Origin of the sequence: Vibrio sp. R-1 (assembly GCF_035615595.1) — a bacterium.
Lineage (GTDB): Bacteria > Pseudomonadota > Gammaproteobacteria > Enterobacterales > Vibrionaceae > Vibrio > Vibrio cholerae.
Genome location: NZ_WPDC01000063.1, coordinates 1 through 19,208, shown reverse-complemented (window position 1 = coordinate 19,208; position 19,208 = coordinate 1). Strand labels below are relative to the sequence as shown.

The following is a 19,208-nucleotide window of genomic DNA, read 5'->3' as shown; positions in this document are numbered from 1 at the left end:
CAGCTTCAAGTAGGAAAGGTATAACGTTCGGCAGCCCAGATCCAACCCCAAAATGAGGAAGCGGCTAAAGCCGCTTTTTTTATCAAGTCGTTAATAGGGTGAAGAATTGTAAGGAAATTTGTTGTTAAAGGTTGATTGCCTTAAAGAAATAAACGTTTGATTGACGCTATACTTACGGCCTAAAAAACCATCAGCCCCCTCTTACATCAGCCTTTAAGAGGGAATGAGCAATGTATTTGAGTGTGAACAAAAGAAATCACACCGAATGCCTGAAAAGGATAGTGTCATGAGTCAGGATAAAATCGATGTTAAAGATGTGACTCCCAAAGTGTTCAACCCCAAGACCCATAAAGGGCAAGGCGGGGATCGCTTTAACCCAAGTAATCGCATCTATGTTCGTGAAAGTAAAGGAACCTACCAGAAACTGCGCCGTTATGGTGGCTGGTTTCTGCTGCTGTTGTTTGGATTGGTTCCTTGGATCTCTTATGGCGATCGGCAAGCCATCTTGCTTGATATTGGCAACCAGCAATTTAACTTCTTCGGAACCACACTCTACCCGCAAGATCTGACCTTATTGGCGCTGCTGTTTATGATCGCCGCCTTCGGCCTGTTCTTTATCACTACCTTCTTAGGCCGTGTCTGGTGTGGTTATCTCTGCCCGCAAACCGTGTGGACGTTTATGTACATCTGGTTTGAAGAAAAACTCGAAGGCAATGCCAACAAAAGACGTAAGCAAGACAACAGTCCGATGGCAGCAGAACTCGTGGCGCGTAAAACCTTAAAGCACATCGCTTGGTTGGCGATTGCCTTAGTCACTGGTTTCACTTTTGTCGGCTACTTTGTGCCCATTCGCGCACTGGTGATCGACTTCTTTACTTTAAGTGCCGCGTTCTGGCCGGTGTTTTGGGTACTGTTTTTTGCCCTTTGCACTTACGGTAACGCAGGCTGGATGCGCTCAATCATGTGTATCCACATGTGCCCATATGCGCGCTTCCAATCCGCCATGTTCGATAAAGATACCTTTATTGTCGGCTATGATGTCGCGCGCGGCGAACAACGTGGGCCACGCTCTCGCAAAGCGGATCCCAAAGCACTCGGTTTAGGCGACTGTATTGATTGCGATCTCTGCGTGCAAGTCTGCCCAACCGGTATCGATATTCGTGACGGCTTGCAGTATGAGTGCATCAACTGCGGTGCGTGTATTGATGCTTGTGACAACACCATGGAACGTATGGGCTACGCGAAAGGGCTGATCAGCTACACCACAGAACATCGCCTCTCTGGCAAACACACCAAAGTGATGCGCCCCAAACTGCTCGGTTATGGAGCGGTGTTCTTGGTCATGATTGGCTTGTTCTTTGCTCAAGTGGCCGCCGTGGATCCCGCGGGGTTAACCGTTCTTCGCGATCGCACTCAACTGTTTAGAACCAACAGCTCGGGCGAAATTGAAAACACTTACAACCTCAAAGTGATCAACAAAACCCAGCAGCCACAGACCTATCAGCTGTCGGTTAAAGGATTGGATCCAGTCTCTTGGTACGGCAAACAAAGTGTGGTTGTGCAACCGGGTGAAGTACTCAATCTCCCGATGACGCTCGGAGCCAAACCAGAAAATCTCAGCTCTGCGGTCACGACAATTCAGTTTATACTGCACGACGAAAGCCACCAATTTACCCTTGAAGTCGAGAGCCGATTTATTCAAAAGCTCTGACACTCACCAGTATGGTAAAGGGCTCAGTAATGAGCCCTTTTTATTCAATGACCCAAGCCACGTTTCATTTTGATGCTTTAACTCCCGATCTGATTTGGTACGCGCTGGAAAGTATCGGCATTCGTGCTGAGTCAGGCTTTTTGCCACTCAACAGCTATGAAAACCGCGTCTACCAGTTTAGCGATGAAGAGCGTCGCCGCTTTGTGGTGAAATTTTATCGCCCACAGCGCTGGACCGATGAGCAGATCCAAGAAGAGCATGATTTCGCGCTCGAACTGGAACAAGAAGAGATCCCGATCGTCCCGCCACTGAGACTCAATGGCGCGACGCTACACCACTATCAAGGCTACCGTTTTGCCCTGTTTACCAGCATGGGCGGTCGCCAATACGAAGTGGATAATGAGGAACACTTAGAGTGGGTTGGCCGCTTTCTGGGGCGCATTCACAAAGTCGGAGCAAGTAAACCCTTTCTCCACCGCCCAACTCTGTCGCAGGATGAATACTTACATCAACCCAGACATACCTTGGAGTACAGTCACTGCATTCCTGCCCATTTGCAGCGGGTGTTTTTTCACGATCTCGATATTTTGATTGCTGAAATCAAGCAGCATTGGGTACCCACCCAGCCTCAGATCCGTCTGCACGGAGACTGCCACCCCGGCAATATTTTATGGCGCGATGGCCCGATGTTTGTCGATCTGGATGACGCACGCAACGGCCCTGCCATTCAAGATCTCTGGATGCTGTTGCATGGTGATCGCCAAGACAAACTGATCCAATTAGATATCGTTTTGGAAGGCTACCAAGAGTTTTGCGATTTTAATCCTCAACAATTGAAACTAATCGAGCCTTTACGTGGTCTACGCATGGTGCACTACATGGCATGGCTCGCCAAACGCTGGCAAGATCCGGCTTTTCCAATCGCATTTCCGTGGTTTAATGACGCGAAATACTGGGAGAATCAGATCCTCGCTTTTAAAGAGCAGATTGCCACTTTACAAGAACCCCCGTTATCATTGCAGCCGCAGTGGTAAGCCAACACAATAAATCCAATGGAGAAAGTCATGAAAAAGCTGTTTGCACTGGTTGCAACTCTGATGTTAAGCGTGTCAGCCTATGCGGCTCAATTTAAAGAAGGTGAACACTACCAAGTGTTAAAAACACCCGCCTCTTCTTCACCAGTCGTCAGTGAGTTTTTCTCATTCTACTGCCCGCACTGTAACACTTTCGAACCCATCATTGCTCAGTTGAAGCAGCAGTTGCCTGAAGGCGCGAAATTCCAGAAAAACCACGTCTCTTTCATGGGTGGTAACATGGGTCAAGCGATGAGCAAAGCGTACGCAACCATGATTGCTCTGGAAGTGGAAGATAAAATGGTGCCAGTGATGTTTAACCGCATCCACACTCTGCGTAAGCCACCGAAAGATGAACAAGAACTGCGCCAAATCTTCCTAGATGAAGGAATTGATGCGGCGAAATTTGATGCGGCTTACAACGGCTTTGCCGTGGATTCTATGGTGCGCCGTTTCGATAAACAGTTCCAAGATAGCGGCCTAACCGGTGTACCTGCCGTTGTTGTTAACAACCGTTATTTGGTACAAGGTCAGTCCGTCAAATCCCTCGACGAATATTTTGCTCTAGTAAACTACCTGCTGACACTGAAGTAATCTCAACCCATGATTCGGTATTGAGAAAAAGACAAAGGGAGCCCATGGCTCCCTTCGCTTTATCAGCCTCTCAGTGCTAATCGGCTTTGTAAATCTGCTCTAATCGCTGATCTTTACGCTGCCACACCTCGCTCAGCCAGAGCTGAAACTGACGCTTAAACTGCTTATCGTTGAAGTAATCACCTTGTACCTGTTCATCCACCGGTAGCAAATCAATGTGCACCACAATGCGCTGCATACGACCCATCAATAAATCACGAAACGGCTGTTGACGGTTATCCGGATAGGCCAAAGTCACATCAATAATATGCTCGAACTGCTCACCCATGGCAGCTAACGTGTAGGCAATACCACCGGTTTTCGGCTGCAATACATGCTGATATCCCACGCCGCTACGTTGCTGCTTCTGTGAATTAAAACGTGTCCCTTCCACATAATTCACGACAGTGGTAGGAACGGCGCGGAATTTTTCGCACGAACGGCGCGTCGTCGCTAAATCTTGGCCGCGTTTGTGCGGATGGCGCAGCAGATACTCACGCGAATAGCGGCGCATAAACGGCATATCCAGCGCCCAACACGCCATACCAATGAAAGGCACATACAGCAGTTGCTGCTTGAGGAAAAATTTCGGCATTGGGATACGGTCTTTAAACACGCAGCACAGCACCACAATATCCGTCCAACTCAAGTGATTGGAAATCAGCAGATACCATCCCTGCTTAGTCAGGGTTTCACCGCCTTGAATATCCCATTCCACGCGGTTGGAAAGCTGCAAAACCCAAGCGTTCACACTCGCCCATGACCACATCACCCAATTCGCCGCTTGCGTCGCCTGCGCTTTCCATGCGGCTGACGGCAGCAACAGTTTAATCAAAGCAATCAAGCAGATCAGCAGCGAATGAAAGGCCGAATTTAACACCACCACGGTCACATTCAGCGCAAGGAGCAAGTAAGCCAACATAGTTCTCAGTTCAAAGATGAGTAAAAAAACAGCGTGTGATTATACAAACTTGTCATCGTAATGAAACATGAACTCTGCAGGTCAGAGTACTAGACGTTCTGCGCACTGAGCTGTTTGAGTAAGCGATCCATGGCTCGATAGCCCAACGCCTCGGCCAAATGTGGACGAGCGATCTGCGCTTCACCTTGCAAATCCGCTATGGTTCGCGCCACTTTAATGATCCGGTGGTAAGCTCGAATAGATAAACCCAAGCGATGCAGCGCGCTTTCTAGAAATTCCGCATCCGCTTTAAGCAAAGGGCAATACTGTTCAATTTCTCGACTTTGCAGCAAAGCATTCACTTTGCCCGATCGCGCCAACATACGCTCACGCGCTACCCACACTCGCTGGCGCACAGCCGCCGTCGATTCACCACGATCGCCCCCATTGGCGAGCGTACCTTTGGGTAACGCTGGGATCTCAATCGACATATCAAAGCGATCCAACAAAGGGCCTGAAAGCCGACTCAAATAGCGCAAAATACTCTGCGGATTGGCACGCGCCTGACTGCCTTCGTAGTAGCCCGTGGGGCTTGGATTTAACGCGCCGACCAATTGAAAGCGTGCTGGAAAACGGGTTTTCCCCTGCGCGCGAGAAATCACGATCTCACCCGATTCCAGCGGTTCACGCAGTGAATCAAGCACTTTACGCTCAAACTCCGGCATTTCGTCCAAAAATAGTAACCCATTATGGGCGAGAGAAATTTCACCGGGGCGCGGAATGGTGCCGCCCCCGACTAAAGCCGCCATTGAGCTTGAATGGTGCGGTGCACGAAAAGGGCGTAACTTCCAGTTGTGTTGGTTAATCTCTTGCTGCGTAAGAGAGGCAATCGAGGCTGTTTCCATTGCCTCTTCATCACTCATTTCTGGCAGTAAATCGCACAGCCGTGAAGCGAGCATGGTTTTACCCGTCCCCGGAGGACCGAGAAACAATAGGTTGTGATTGCCAGCCGCAGCGATTTCCAAAGCTCGTTTTCCCTGCTGCTGACCTATGATGTCTTGCAGATCGCGCGTCTGACTTACTTGTTGCACACTGGGCGAACTTTGAAACAAAGATAGAGTTTGCTGACCACACAAGTCCGCGCACACTTCGAGTAAGCTTTGCGCCGACTTATGCCGCTCAACCCCGACCAAAGCCGCCTGATCACCATTACTGTGCGGCACCACCAAACAGCGCTCCACTTGGTTAGCCGCGAGCGCGGCAGGCAAAACCCCTTTCACGCCACGAATTTCGCCCGATAGCGCCAATTCGCCGATAAATTCGTAACTTTCGAGCTTATTTCGCGCAATTTGATCCGAGGCCGCCAAAATGCCAAGTGCAATCGGCAAATCAAAACGTCCCCCCTCTTTGGGTAAATCGGCTGGGGCTAAATTGACCGTAATGCGCTTCGCTGGAAACTCAAAGCGAGAATTGATGATCGCGCTGCGCACCCGATCGCGCGACTCTTTTACTGTGGTTTCAGGCAATCCTACCAAGGTAAACCCCGGCATCCCGTTACTGATGTGGACCTCAACCGTGACCGGAGGTGCCTGCACGCCAATACTGGCGCGGCTATGAATGATCGCAAGTCCCATTGCATCCCTTAGTATTTGATCAAAAAGCCTTCAGCGCCTGAATAAGTGGCGATAAAAAGCACAGAATGGGTTATATAGCGTGGTGAGATAAAACGGGAATGTGAAAAAAGAATGAGTTTTTGCTTGTCATGTAACGAAGATGTGTGTTAACACTAGAAGCGCAAACACATTGGTAAGATATTAGTTCAACCCTAAAAAACGACTTTACTATGAACTTGAACGCTCGCATCAACGCTCTAATTAACCTAATTATCGTGGTCATTCTAGTGACGACGCGGGGGCGAGTGGGCGAAAAATAAGTAACCAAATCCAAAAAAACCCCCGCACTGAAAAGTCCGGGGGTTTTTTTACAACTCAGACAGACTAAAAAAAGCACATTCTGAACAGGTTATACCCAAGCTCGGATAGATACAGGTCAGTACTTATCCATTGGAATATCCCCAGAATACGCAGGAAGAATGGGAGCGGCACATGAAGTGCAAACACAACACACAGGAAGGCAGCGACACGTATTGTTGCCATAAGGAGGCACGATGACCGGAGCACAGTTAGTCGTTGCCGCATTGAAACAACAGGGCATCAAAACCGTTTTTGGTTACCCTGGCGGCGCTATCATGCCGATTTATGATGCGCTGTATGACGGAGGTGTTGAGCACATCCTCTGCCGCCATGAACAAGGTGCGGCCATGGCCGCGATTGGTATGGCGCGCTCAACGCAGAAAGTGGCGGTGTGCATGGCCACATCTGGCCCCGGCGCCACCAACTTGGTGACAGGTTTGGCGGATGCCTTTCTTGATTCGGTTCCGCTCGTCGCCATCACTGGCCAAGTTGCCAGCTCACACATTGGTACTGATGCGTTTCAAGAGATGGATGTGATCGGCATGTCGCTCTCTTGTACCAAGCACAGCTACTTAGTCACCGATATCAACGAGCTGGCACCGACTCTGGCAGAAGCGTTTGAAGTTGCAAAAACTGGCCGTCCCGGCCCAGTACTGGTAGATATCGCCAAAGACGTACAGCTCGGCAAAGCGCCGGTTTCCGCTTTGCCAAGCTTTACTCCACCCGCCATGCCACATGTGGATGCTACACAGCTAGCCAACGCACAAGCTCTGCTCGCGCAAAGTAAACGCCCTGTATTGTATGTCGGTGGCGGTGTACAACTGGCAAATGCCACAGACACAGTGCGTGAGTTTTTACGCCTCAATCCTATGCCTTCAGTCAGCACACTCAAAGGCTTGGGCACCATCGAGCGTCACGACCCACACTATCTTGGCATGCTCGGCATGCACGGCACCAAAGCGGCAAACCTGATCGTGCAAGAGTGTGATTTGCTGATCGCGGTTGGTGCGCGTTTTGATGACCGCGTGACAGGCAAGCTCGATACCTTTGCGCCTCATGCCAAAGTGATCCATATCGATATCGATGCCGCCGAGTTCAACAAACTGCGTCATGCCCATGCTGCACTGCGCGGTGATATCAACCTCATCCTGCCGCAGTTGGAACTGAGCCACGATATTTCACCTTGGGTGCATCATAGTGAGAGCCTGCGTAGCGGGTTCAAATGGCGCTACGATCATCCGGGCGACAACATCTTCGCCCCCCTGCTGCTCAAGCAACTGTCGGACATGATGCCGGACTCTTCGATTGTCTCGACCGATGTCGGCCAACACCAAATGTGGGCCGCGCAGCACATTCAGCCACGCGCACCACAAAACTTCATCTCGTCCGCAGGCCTTGGCACCATGGGCTTTGGTTTACCGGCGGCAATGGGGGCTGCGGTCGCGCGTCCTGACGATCAATCGATCCTGATCAGTGGTGATGGTTCTTTCATGATGAACGTGCAAGAACTTGGCACACTGAAGCGTCGCCAGATCCCCGTCAAAATGGTGCTACTGGATAACCAACGTTTGGGCATGGTGCGCCAATGGCAATCACTGTTTTTTGATGGTCGCCACAGCGAAACCATTTTGGATGACAACCCAGATTTCGTGATGCTGGCCAAAGCCTTCAACATCCCCGGCAAAACCATCAGCCGCAAAGAAGAAGTCGAACCTGCGCTGCGTGAAATGCTGGCCAGCAAAACCGCTTATCTGCTGCACGTGCTGATTGATGAAGAAGAGAACGTGTGGCCACTGGTGCCACCGGGCGCATCCAATACCGACATGCTTGAGAACACCTAAGGAGAGGCCACATGCAACGTTATCTACTCGATATTAAAGCGGACGATAAACCGGTGTTATTAGAGCGCGTGTTGCGCGTGACGCGTCATCGTGGTTTTGTCATCAAGCAAGTCGCGGCAACCCAAAATCATGAAAGCAAAATCGCCAGCGTTGAGATCATTGTCGACAGTGACAGACCGATCACGACCCTGACCAATCAAATTGAAAAACTGTGGGATGTGCGTACTGTGGAAGTCACAGCGATCAGAAATGACGAGCTGCCCAATAACAACTTACAACAAAAGATTTGCGCATAAGGAAGGCAATCATGGCAACAAAAACTGCTGATTATATTTGGTTCAATGGCGAGATGATCCCATGGGCGAATGCGACCGTTCACGTACTCACCCATGCAATGCACTACGGCACTTCGGTGTTTGAAGGCGTTCGCTGCTACAACACCCCAAAAGGCCCTATCATCTTCCGCCATCGCGAACACGCGCAGCGCCTGCTTGATTCAGCCAAAATCTACCGCTTCCCAATCCCTTATTCGATTGAGACCATCATGGAAGCGACGCGCGAAACCTTACGCGTCAACAAACTCGATAACGCTTACATTCGCCCACTGGCGTATGTGGGTAACGTGGGTCTTGGCGTGTGTCCACCGGTTGGCACCGAAATGGATCTGATGATTGCCGCTTTCCCTTGGGGGGCTTACCTCGGTGAAGAAGCGCTAGAAAATGGCGTGGATGCCATGGTTTCCAGCTGGCATCGCGCGGCACCGAACACCATTCCAACCGCGGCAAAAGCGGGTGGTAACTACCTATCTTCTCTACTGGTTGGCGGTGAAGCACGTCGCCACGGTTACGCGGAAGGCATTGCGCTCAGTGTGGATGGTTATCTTTCTGAAGGCGCGGGCGAAAACATTTTCGTGGTGAAAAACGGCGTGATCCTGACCCCACCGACCACCAGCTCTATCCTGCCGGGTATCACCCGTGATTCGATCATGACGCTGGCACGCGACATGGGTTATGAAGTGCGCGAAGCCAACATCTCGCGTGAAGCCCTCTATCTGGCCGATGAAATTTTCATGACAGGTACCGCCGCCGAAGTGGTTCCCGTGCGTAGCGTGGATAAGATTACCGTAGGCGCAGGCAAGCGCGGCCCAATCACCAAGGTAGTACAAGATGCTTACTTTGGTCTGTTCAAAGGCACCACAGAAGATAAGTGGGGCTGGTTGGATTACGTTTACCCAGCAGCGAAGTAAGGAGTTTCCATGCCTAAGTACCGTTCCGCCACCACCACACACGGACGTAACATGGCGGGTGCGCGCGCATTATGGCGCGCCACTGGCGTCAAAGAGGAAGATTTTGGCAAGCCGATCATTGCGGTGGTCAACTCCTTCACTCAATTTGTTCCCGGCCATGTGCATTTAAAAGATCTCGGCCAACTGGTCGCACGCGAAATTGAAGCCGCGGGCGGCATTGCCAAAGAATTCAACACCATTGCGGTCGATGACGGCATCGCCATGGGCCACGGCGGCATGCTCTACTCGCTGCCATCGCGTGAACTGATCGCCGACTCCGTCGAATACATGGTCAATGCGCACTGCGCCGATGCCATGGTGTGTATTTCCAACTGTGACAAAATTACTCCGGGAATGCTGATGGCGGCGATGCGCCTTAATATTCCGGCGATTTTCGTCTCTGGCGGCCCGATGGAAGCGGGAAAAACCAAGCTTTCTGACCAAATCATCAAGCTCGACTTGGTCGATGCCATGATGCAAGGCGCTGACCCCAAAGTATCGGATGCCCAAAGTGAGCAGATCGAGCGCTCGGCCTGTCCTACTTGTGGCTCTTGCTCGGGGATGTTTACCGCCAACTCAATGAACTGCTTGACCGAAGCGCTGGGTCTCTCTCAGCCGGGTAACGGCTCACTGCTCGCCACGCATGCCGATCGCAAACAGCTATTTTTGACCGCAGGGCAACGGATTGTTGAGCTGACCAAACGTTACTACGAACAGGATGATGCCTCAGTTTTGCCACGCAACATTGCCAACAAAGCCGCGTTTGAAAACGCCATTGCACTGGATATTGCGATGGGCGGCTCCACCAACACGGTGTTACACCTGTTAGCCGCTGCGCAGGAAGGCGAAGTGGAATTTGATATGACCGATATCGATCGCATGTCTCGCCAAGTGCCACACTTATGTAAAGTCGCGCCTTCCACTCAGAAATACCATATGGAAGATGTACACCGCGCGGGCGGTGTAATGGGCATTTTGGGTGAGCTGCAACGTGCAGGCCTACTCAAGGATCAAACCCGCACCGTACTAGGCATCTCGCTGCAAGAGCAGCTGGCGCAATACGATGTGAAACAAACCCAAGATCCAGCGGTACATACTATGTTCCGCGCAGGCCCTGCTGGCATTCGCACCACTCAAGCTTTCTCACAAGATTGCCGTTGGGATACGCTCGATGACGATCGCCAAGAGGGGTGTATTCGCGATAAAGCGCACGCATTCAGTCAAGATGGTGGCCTTGCCGTACTCAAAGGCAACTTGGCGATTGACGGCTGCATCGTAAAAACCGCTGGCGTGGATGAAAGTATCCTCAAATTCCGTGGCCCTGCTGTGGTGTATGAAAGTCAGGAAGATGCGGTCAACGGTATTCTTGGCGGCCAAGTCAAAGCCGGTGACGTCGTGGTTATTCGTTATGAAGGGCCAAAAGGCGGTCCGGGCATGCAAGAGATGCTCTACCCAACCACCTACCTCAAATCGATGGGACTGGGTAAACAGTGCGCGCTACTGACTGATGGTCGCTTCTCGGGTGGCACGTCCGGCTTGTCGATTGGTCACGCCTCTCCGGAAGCCGCGAATGGCGGTACGATTGGCTTGGTACGCAGTGGCGACAGCATCGCGATTGATATTCCAAACCGTTCGATCACGCTGGAAGTCAGCGAATCTGAGCTGGCGGCTCGCCACGCTGAGCAAGATAAACTCGGCTGGAAACCAGTGGATCGCCAGCGTACCGTTTCTTTGGCGCTAAAAGCTTATGCCAGCATGGCAACCAGCGCCGACAAAGGTGCAGTGCGCGATAAGTCCAAACTTGAGGGCTAAGCCATGGGGTTAACCAATCAAACTGGCGCAGAGTATCTGCGCCAGATCTTGCGCTCTCCGGTGTATGAGGTCGCGAACGTCACGCCATTGCAAACCATGCCGCGTCTTTCGGCGCGCATTGGTAACCAAGTGCAGATCAAACGTGAAGATCGCCAGCCAGTACACTCGTTTAAACTGCGCGGCGCTTACAACATGGTGTCGCACCTCAGCGAAGCACAAAAAGTCGCGGGCGTAATTGCCGCTTCCGCAGGTAATCATGCCCAAGGTATGGCGCTGTCAGGAACGAAACTTGGCATCAAAACCACCATCGTCATGCCACGCACCACACCGGACATTAAAGTTGAAGCGGTACGCGGATTTGGCGGCGAAGTGCTGCTGCACGGCAGCAATTTCGATGAAGCCAAAGCTGAAGCAGAACGTCTAGCCAAAGAACAAGGCTACACCTTTGTGCCACCGTTCGATCACCCTTTGGTGATTGCCGGTCAAGGCACGATTGGCATGGAAATGCTGCAGCAAAACGGTCATTTGGATTACATTTTTGTGCCGGTCGGTGGCGGTGGTTTAGCGGCGGGAGTGGCGGTTCTGGTCAAACAGTTGATGCCGGAGATCCAAGTCATCGCGGTTGAACCGGAAGACTCTGCCTGCCTCAAAGCAGCCTTAGATGCGGGTAAACCTGTGGTGCTGGATCAAGTCAGCATGTTTGCTGATGGTGTCGCAGTAAAACGAATTGGCGATGAAACCTTTCGCCTTTGCCAGCAATACATTGATGGCCACGTGACGGTGTCCAGTGATGAAATCTGCGCGGCGGTGAAAGACATCTTTGAAGATACGCGCGCCATCGCTGAACCTTCTGGCGCATTGGCGCTGGCGGGACTAAAGAAATTTGCCGAACAGCAGCAGCTCAAAGGCAAACAGTTGGGGACGGTACTTTCTGGCGCCAACACCAACTTCCACGGTTTGCGTTATGTGTCGGAGCGCTGTGAACTGGGTGAAAAACGCGAAGGCTTACTGGCGGTGACCATTCCAGAGCGCAAAGGGGCGTTTTTCGACTTCTGCCAAATTATTGGTAACCGCGCCGTCACCGAATTTAACTACCGTTACAGTGACGACCAACTGGCCAATATTTTTGTCGGGGTGCGTTTAGTCGGCGGTCCAGAAGAGCTGAAATCGATCATTCACGAGCTGCGCCAATCAGGCTATCCGGTGCAAGATCTCTCCGATGATGAAATGGCCAAGCTGCATATTCGTTACATGATTGGCGGTCGCCCTTCCAAACCACTGACCGAGCGTTTGTACAGCTTTGAGTTTCCTGAATACCCCGGTGCACTACTCAAATTCTTGAGCATGCTCGGCACCCACTGGAACATCAGCTTGTTCAACTACCGTAACCACGGCGCAGACTACGGCCGCGTACTGTGTGGTTTTGAACTGGATACACCAGACCTGGTGCGCTTTTCAGAGCATTTGGTTGAACTCGGATATCGCTATAAAGATGAAACCGATAACCCTGCGTATCGTTTCTTCCTAGCTAAATAATCTTCGCCCCACCTTATGTGGGGCTCTTTATCGGCGAGCCATCAGCATCGAGCGAAGTGGCCAAGGTCAAGTGTTGAAAAATCAACCATTTCATTCCTGAACAATTCTTGCTAAAACTTGTTCTATATCCAGTCCGCTCTATAGATAGGCTGGCATACTCCTCGCTTTCGCTTGGCTTTACCATCCATACCCGACTACTTGTCCATTCAGGTAGAAAAGGCATAACAGAGGGAAATCCCATATGTTCAACGCGTTGCTGCTTACTCAACAAGACAAAATCACTCACGCGACGGTCACTCAAATTAACGATGATCAGCTGCCCGCAGGCAATGTGACGGTAGCGGTCAACTACTCTTCACTCAATTACAAAGATGGCCTCGCCATTACTGGCAAAGGCAAAATTATCCGTGAATTTCCTATGGTTCCGGGGATTGATTTTGCAGGCACAGTCTTGGAATCAGCCGATGCGCGTTATCAAGTCGGTGATGCCGTGGTTCTGACCGGATGGGGTGTAGGTGAAAATCATTGGGGGGGCATGGCGCAAAAAGCGCGATTAAATGCCGATTGGTTGGTGAAATTGCCACAAGGCTTAACCAGCCAGCAAGCCATGATGATTGGTACTGCAGGCTTTACCGCCATGTTGTGTGTACAGGCGCTGATTGACGGTGGCATCAAACCGGAAGATGGCGAAATCTTAGTCACCGGAGCCAGTGGCGGTGTCGGCTCTGTCGCCGTCACTTTACTTGCTCAGCTTGGCTATAAGGTCGTGGCGGTGACAGGACGCGTAGCACAGAATGGCCCTCTTTTAGAACAACTCGGTGCCTCGCGCGTTATCGATCGCCAAGAATTTAGTGAAGCCTCCAGACCGCTCGAAAAACAGCTCTGGGTTGGTGCGGTCGATACCGTAGGCAGTAAAGTGTTAGCAAAAGTGCTGGCACAAATGCACTATAACGGGGTCGTTGCCGCTTGTGGTCTAGCGGGTGGTTTTGATCTGCCGACCACAGTCATGCCATTTATCCTGCGCAATGTACGTTTACAGGGCGTTGACTCCGTCTCTTGCCCTGTCGAGAAACGCCTTGCTGCATGGAAGAAGCTGGCGGAGTTGTTGCCTGCAAGCTACTACGCTCAAGCGTGCCACGAAATCAGCTTGTCACAAGTACCAGAATACGCCGAAGCGATTACTAATGGCCAAGTGACAGGCCGCGTGGTCGTTAAACTCTAAGCCAAAACGTATTGATTCGAATGGAAAGAAACCCGCGCTGTTGGCGGGTTTCTCATTTGAACGTCTAAATGGCAGGCAAAAAAATCCCGCCTTTCAGCGGGGAAGCCCAAGAAAAATGGGGATAGTGTCGGAATGTAATTGAGCGTAGTCAGTCACGTTGGTTAACGATGTGGTTGCTGAGTGGTGTCTTGTTCACTGCGCATCTCTAGCCAAATACCAAAGATGGAGGCAGCGGTACCTAACACTGGCATCAACTGAGCTTGTGTGGTCTCTCCCAAGCCCAAAGCACACAAGGAAATAAAACACAAAACGGCATAGATGGTCAGTCTATCGAGTGTGGTTAACATCATTCCCTCGCTTAACTTGTTACTAACTTGTTAAAGAAGTTATAACAAAATGATCCTTTTGCCAAGCGATTATTGAATAATTTTTCTCCACCAGTATCATCTACGCCTTAATTGTGACACCCAACAGGTTTTAGCATGACTTTCAATCCGAACATTGCCACGCATACTTTAGAAGCAGAAGGATTACGCTGCCCAGAGCCAGTGATGATGGTCAGGAAAACCATTCGTACGATGCAAGACGGCGAAGTGTTATTGGTTACGGCCGATGACCCTTCCACCACGCGTGATATTCCGAGTTTTTGCCGCTTTATGGATCACCAATTACTCGGTGCGCGGATCGACCAACTGCCTTATCAGTACCTGATTAAAAAAGGGTTGGCCTAGCAAACCATCACCACTGCTAAAAGCGGTGGTTTAGGGATGACAATAAAAAAGACTGCCGAGGCAGTCTTTTTTGATAGCAATCTGATTTACTCTTCTTCGAGGTTACGCAGCTCTGCTTGCAACCTATTGAGTTGTTTTTGCAGCGCTCGCACTTCATCGTGCAGCGGAATAATATGGGCAACGCGAATCCAAGATTCGACCGCTAACGCCGTCATCACAATCGCGCCCACCACCATCGGCATCCATAAATCGGTTAACGCCATACCGAGTAACGTTAACACTAAGCCCAAACTGAATAAGTAACTCTGGCTTTTTGGTGTCATCCCCATGTAACGAGTCAGCATAATGGTGTCCTCTTACTCTTGAACCCTGCTCATACCCTAGCATTATAATCCACATCAGGATGGGTGATAGGTCACGCTGCACAGTCGAAATCCGCGCGTTACGACTCAAAAAACGCCGTAGCCAGTGCCATGAGCAAGAATAACCCTGCCGTTACTTTACGGATCAAACCCAGCGGCATTTTGTCGGCGGACAATTTACCAATCAGCACCACTGGAACATTCGCAAGCAACATACCTAAGGTCGTCCCAACAATCACCCAACTGAGGGCATCGGCATACTGCGCCCCTAAAATAGAGGTGGCAATTTGGGTTTTATCGCCAATTTCAGCCATAAAGAAGGCAATAAAACTTGCCACAAAAGGACCGCGAGTAGAGATAGACTCTTCTCCATCCAATTTATCTGGGATGAGAACCCAACCCGCCATCGCAAGGAAACTGACCACCAACACACATTTTAAAATGTCGGGAGAAAGATAATCCGCCACCACCACACCTAACCAAGCGGCCAGTGCATGATTGGCTAACGTCGCAAGAAAAATGGCGGCAATAATCGGAATGGGTTTACGGTAACGACTGGCGAGTAACAAGGATAACAGTTGGGTTTTATCCCCGATCTCGGCTAAAGCCACAGTAGTAATCGAAATAGCTAAAACGCTCATGACATGCTCTGTGGGACAGGGATTTATTATCGAACCGTAGACAAACAATCACGCCCTATCCCAGTTCGCGTTGTTTGTCTAAGGTCTTGCTAAACCTGAAGGCTCAGGTCTCACACACCATGGTAATTGAGTACCAAATATGTTGATGTGTGAATCACCAAGTTGAAAACTTAGCGACCAGCTACTCCCCAAAGACGGAGCGAATTCTAACCACCGGAATCCAGAATCGCAACCCTCGTTACCCACTTTTCCATGACTCAGAGAGAAATTGGCACAAAAGTCGGGAAAAATGAGCGTAAAAGAAATTATTGTCGATTAATTCAGCAAGATTTCCGCTACTTTGTCAGGGAATATCTGGGTATACTTCAGTGTTATTTTTTATCAATTCAGACAGAAGAATCGCGCGAACCTGACTATGCAAAAATACGACATCAAAACCTTTCAGGGTATGATCCTCGCGCTGCAGGATTATTGGGCCCAACAAGGCTGTACTATTGTGCAACCTCTCGACATGGAAGTGGGTGCAGGTACTTCTCACCCGATGACTTGCTTACGAGCATTAGGCCCTGAACCTATCGCAACCGCGTATGTTCAACCCTCACGCCGCCCTACTGACGGCCGCTACGGTGAAAACCCAAACCGTCTGCAGCACTACTACCAGTTCCAGGTGATCATCAAACCCTCACCAGACAACATTCAAGAGCTGTACCTAGGTTCACTGCGCGTACTGGGCGTTGACCCTTGTGTGCATGACATCCGCTTTGTGGAAGACAACTGGGAAAACCCAACCTTAGGTGCTTGGGGTCTTGGCTGGGAAGTGTGGCTAAACGGTATGGAAGTGACTCAGTTTACTTACTTCCAGCAAGTTGGCGGTCTTGAGTGTAAGCCTGTGACCGGCGAAATCACTTACGGTATTGAGCGTCTGGCAATGTACATTCAGGGCGTGGATTCGGTTTACGATCTGGTCTGGACCGATGGCCCACTGGGCAAAGTGACTTACGGCGACATCTTCCACCAAAACGAAGTTGAACAATCCACTTACAACTTTGAACACGCGGATGTGGATTTCCTCTTCACTTACTTCGACCAGTGCGAAAAAGAGTGTAAATACCTGCTAGAGCTTGAAAAGCCACTGCCTCTGCCAGCCTACGAGCGTATTTTGAAAGCGGCACACGCCTTCAACTTGCTCGATGCACGCAAAGCGATCTCAGTGACTGAGCGTCAGCGCTACATTCTGCGCATTCGCAACCTAACCAAATCGGTCGCCGAAGCTTATTACGCATCCCGTGAAGCTCTGGGCTTCCCTATGTGTAAGAAGTCAGAACAGAAGTAAGGGGAAGACGTCACATGGCAAAAGAATTTTTAATTGAGCTAGGCACAGAAGAGCTGCCACCAAAGCAACTGCGCACACTGGCTGAAGCCTTTGCGGCGAACTTTGCAGCAGAACTGGCCGCCGCCGACATCGCCCATGAAGGCGTAACTTGGTTTGCCACTCCACGCCGTTTGGCACTGAAAGTGGCCAATTTGGCAGAAAGCCAACCGGATCGCGTCGTTGAAAAACGTGGCCCAGCAGTCAACGTTGCGTTTGATTCCGATGGCAAGCCAACCAAAGCCGCTGAAGGCTGGGCGCGTGGCAATGGTATCACGGTAGAGCAAGCAGAACGTCTCGTCACAGACAAGGGCGAATGGCTGCTGTTCAAAGAACAAGTGCAAGGCCAACAAACCGCTTCTGTAGTTGTAGAAATGGCAGCTAAAGCACTGGCTAACCTGCCAATTGCGAAACCGATGCGTTGGGGCGATAAAGAAACCCAATTTATCCGTCCAGTGAAAACACTGACCATTCTGTTTGGTAGCGAACTGATCCAAGGCGAAATCTTGGGTGTTGCTTCTGCACGCACCCTCCGTGGTCACCGCTTTATGGGTGAAGCGGAATTCACCATCGAATCGGCTGAGCAGTACCCTGCGATCCTTGAAGAACGCGGTAAAGTCATCGCTGACTACGCGACTCGTAAAGCGATGATCATCGAAGGCTCACAACAAGCGGCTCAGCAGCTCGGCGGTATCGCGGATCTGGAAGATGCGCTGGTAGAAGAAGTGACCTCGCTGGTGGAATGGCCAGTGGTGATGACGGCAAAATTTGAAGAAAAATTCCTCAAAGTTCCGGCAGAAGCTTTGGTGTACACCATGAAAGGTGACCAAAAATACTTCCCAGTCTATGACGCGAGCAAAAAACTACTGCCTAACTTCATCTTCGTTTCGAACATCGAATCGAAAGAGCCTCGCCATATTGTGGAAGGTAACGAGAAGGTGGTTCGTCCACGTCTGGCAGATGCAGAGTTCTTCTTTAATACTGACCGCAAGCGCCCATTGGTGGATCGCTTATCTCTGCTGGAGAACGCGATTTTCCAACAGCAACTCGGCACGATTAAAGACAAAACCGACCGCATTACTGAACTGGCAGGCTACATCGCAGAGCAGATCGGTGCTGACGTAGAGAAATCTAAGCGTGCAGGCCTACTGGCAAAATGTGATCTCATGACCTCGATGGTGTTTGAATTTACCGACACCCAAGGCGTGATGGGTATGCACTATGCGCGTCACGATGGTGAAGCAGAAGAAGTGGCGATTGCGCTGAACGAGCAGTACATGCCACGTTTTGCGGGTGATGAGCTGCCAAGCCGTGGCGTTTCTGCCGCTGTCGCAATGGCTGACAAACTCGATACTATCGTCGGTATCTTTGGTATTGGCCAAGCGCCGAAAGGCAGTGACCCCTTTGCGCTACGTCGTGCTTCACTGGGTGTGCTGCGTATTCTGGTTGAGTACGGCTACCAGTTGGATCTGGTGGATTTGATCGCCAAAGCCAGATCCCTGTTTGGTAACCGCCTGACGAATGCTAACGTTGAGCAGGAAGTGATCGAGTTTATGCTTGGCCGTTTCCCAACCTGGTACCAAGATGCCGGCTTTAGCATCGACATCATCCAAGCGGTACTGGCGCGTAACCCAACCAAACCCGCTGACTTTGATCAGCGAGTGAAAGCGGTATCGCATTTCCGCGCTCTTGAAGAAGCCGAAGCACTGGCTGCTGCTAACAAGCGTGTAGGCAACATTCTGGCTAAGTACGATGGCGAATTGGGTGAAGAAATCGATCTCGCTCTGCTGCAAGAAGATGCGGAAAAAGCCTTAGCTGAAGCCGTCGAAATCATGGCAGAAGCGTTAGAACCTGCGTTTGCAACCGGCAACTACCAAGAAGCCCTGAGCAAACTGGCTGGCCTGCGCGCGCCTGTCGATGCCTTCTTCGACAACGTGATGGTGATGGCTGACGATGAAGCACTGAAGAAGAACCGTCTAACGCTGCTCAACAAGCTGCGTAACCTGTTCCTACAAATTGCTGACATTTCGCTGCTGCAAAAATAATCTGCAGCACGATAATTTCGTCAACAAACTTTAAGCCCAACTCTTTTGAGTTGGGCTTTGTTTTTGCTCGCGC

General features: G+C 50.8%; 17 protein-coding genes and 1 riboswitch. Of the genes, 12 read left to right on the top strand and 5 right to left on the bottom strand.

The annotated features are described in order from the left end of the window. The first annotated feature begins 286 nt into the window (after positions 1-286). The 3 genes from ccoG to GOU96_RS12845 are packed head-to-tail and all read left to right on the top strand — an operon-like array spanning position 287 to position 3,378. A complete protein-coding gene (gene ccoG / locus GOU96_RS12855; RefSeq protein ID WP_258502596.1) occupies positions 287-1,711 on the top strand; it encodes a cytochrome c oxidase accessory protein CcoG in 1,425 nt (474 codons plus the stop codon). Between the two features lie 47 nt (positions 1,712-1,758). After that, entirely contained in the window at positions 1,759-2,745 is a 987-nt protein-coding gene (locus GOU96_RS12850) for a serine/threonine protein kinase (protein WP_258502598.1), read from the top strand. Between the two features lie 30 nt (positions 2,746-2,775). Next, positions 2,776-3,378 (top strand): thiol:disulfide interchange protein DsbA/DsbL, encoded by a 603-nt coding sequence (locus GOU96_RS12845; protein WP_000732281.1) that lies wholly within the window; start codon positions 2,776-2,778, stop codon positions 3,376-3,378. 76 nt (positions 3,379-3,454) lie between these two features. Here GOU96_RS12845 and GOU96_RS12840 read toward each other — a convergent pair whose 3' ends face one another. Together GOU96_RS12840 and GOU96_RS12835 are read right to left on the bottom strand one after the other, a co-directional pair. After that, the gene (locus GOU96_RS12840; RefSeq protein WP_000881901.1) at positions 3,455-4,339 is read right to left on the bottom strand and encodes an acyltransferase; all 885 of its coding nucleotides are present in this window, start codon (positions 4,337-4,339) and stop codon (positions 3,455-3,457) included. Positions 4,340-4,428: 89 nt separating this feature from the next. Beyond that, positions 4,429-5,952 carry a YifB family Mg chelatase-like AAA ATPase gene (locus GOU96_RS12835; RefSeq protein ID WP_000521788.1) on the bottom strand — a complete coding sequence of 508 codons (1,524 nt, stop codon included), beginning with the start codon at positions 5,950-5,952 and terminating at the stop codon, positions 4,429-4,431. A 533-nt stretch (positions 5,953-6,485) separates the two neighbouring features. Here GOU96_RS12835 and ilvG point away from each other — a divergent pair. The 6 genes from ilvG to GOU96_RS12805 all read left to right on the top strand — a co-directional run bounded on the left by ilvG (position 6,486) and on the right by GOU96_RS12805 (position 13,987). Beyond that, positions 6,486-8,132, top strand: coding sequence for an acetolactate synthase 2 catalytic subunit (gene ilvG, locus GOU96_RS12830; protein ID WP_267782169.1), 1,647 nt, complete (start codon positions 6,486-6,488; stop codon positions 8,130-8,132). A gap of 11 nt (positions 8,133-8,143) precedes the next feature. Then, complete coding sequence (ilvM, locus tag GOU96_RS12825) at positions 8,144-8,428, top strand: acetolactate synthase 2 small subunit (RefSeq protein ID WP_001190201.1); 285 nt, start codon at positions 8,144-8,146, stop codon at positions 8,426-8,428. Positions 8,429-8,439: 11 nt separating this feature from the next. Next, the gene (ilvE, locus tag GOU96_RS12820) at positions 8,440-9,378 is read left to right on the top strand and encodes a branched-chain-amino-acid transaminase (RefSeq protein WP_000201999.1); all 939 of its coding nucleotides are present in this window, start codon (positions 8,440-8,442) and stop codon (positions 9,376-9,378) included. Between the two features lie 9 nt (positions 9,379-9,387). Then, positions 9,388-11,229, top strand: a complete 1,842-nt coding sequence (gene ilvD / locus GOU96_RS12815) for a dihydroxy-acid dehydratase (RefSeq protein ID WP_258502261.1) — start codon at positions 9,388-9,390, stop codon at positions 11,227-11,229. A gap of 3 nt (positions 11,230-11,232) precedes the next feature. Then, positions 11,233-12,765, top strand: a complete 1,533-nt coding sequence (gene ilvA, locus GOU96_RS12810) for a threonine ammonia-lyase, biosynthetic (RefSeq protein ID WP_258502263.1) — start codon at positions 11,233-11,235, stop codon at positions 12,763-12,765. Positions 12,766-13,006: 241 nt separating this feature from the next. After that, a complete protein-coding gene (locus tag GOU96_RS12805; protein WP_000481249.1) occupies positions 13,007-13,987 on the top strand; it encodes an MDR family oxidoreductase in 981 nt (326 codons plus the stop codon). A gap of 161 nt (positions 13,988-14,148) precedes the next feature. Here GOU96_RS12805 and GOU96_RS12800 read toward each other — a convergent pair whose 3' ends face one another. Continuing rightward, entirely contained in the window at positions 14,149-14,334 is a 186-nt protein-coding gene (locus tag GOU96_RS12800) for a hypothetical protein (RefSeq protein ID WP_000958278.1), read from the bottom strand. A gap of 135 nt (positions 14,335-14,469) precedes the next feature. Here GOU96_RS12800 and tusA point away from each other — a divergent pair, with 135 nt between their 5' ends. Further along, positions 14,470-14,718 (top strand): sulfurtransferase TusA, encoded by a 249-nt coding sequence (gene tusA / locus GOU96_RS12795; RefSeq protein ID WP_000143766.1) that lies wholly within the window; start codon positions 14,470-14,472, stop codon positions 14,716-14,718. Between the two features lie 86 nt (positions 14,719-14,804). On the opposite strand, the gene GOU96_RS12790 is transcribed toward tusA, so the two are convergent. Both GOU96_RS12790 and GOU96_RS12785 read right to left on the bottom strand, forming a co-directional pair. Continuing rightward, positions 14,805-15,062 (bottom strand): hypothetical protein, encoded by a 258-nt coding sequence (locus tag GOU96_RS12790; protein WP_142741377.1) that lies wholly within the window; start codon positions 15,060-15,062, stop codon positions 14,805-14,807. 98 nt (positions 15,063-15,160) lie between these two features. Then, complete coding sequence (locus GOU96_RS12785) at positions 15,161-15,721, bottom strand: TMEM165/GDT1 family protein (RefSeq protein WP_267782176.1); 561 nt, start codon at positions 15,719-15,721, stop codon at positions 15,161-15,163. A gap of 92 nt (positions 15,722-15,813) precedes the next feature. After that, a riboswitch (yybP-ykoY riboswitch) is annotated at positions 15,814-15,923 on the bottom strand. A 213-nt stretch (positions 15,924-16,136) separates the two neighbouring features. Here GOU96_RS12785 and glyQ point away from each other — a divergent pair. Next, on the top strand, positions 16,137-17,054 hold the full coding sequence (gene glyQ / locus GOU96_RS12780; RefSeq protein ID WP_001174901.1) for a glycine--tRNA ligase subunit alpha: 918 nt from the start codon (positions 16,137-16,139) through the stop codon (positions 17,052-17,054). 14 nt (positions 17,055-17,068) lie between these two features. After that, positions 17,069-19,135, top strand: a complete 2,067-nt coding sequence (glyS, locus tag GOU96_RS12775) for a glycine--tRNA ligase subunit beta (RefSeq protein WP_267782178.1) — start codon at positions 17,069-17,071, stop codon at positions 19,133-19,135. Positions 19,136-19,208 lie beyond the last annotated feature (73 nt).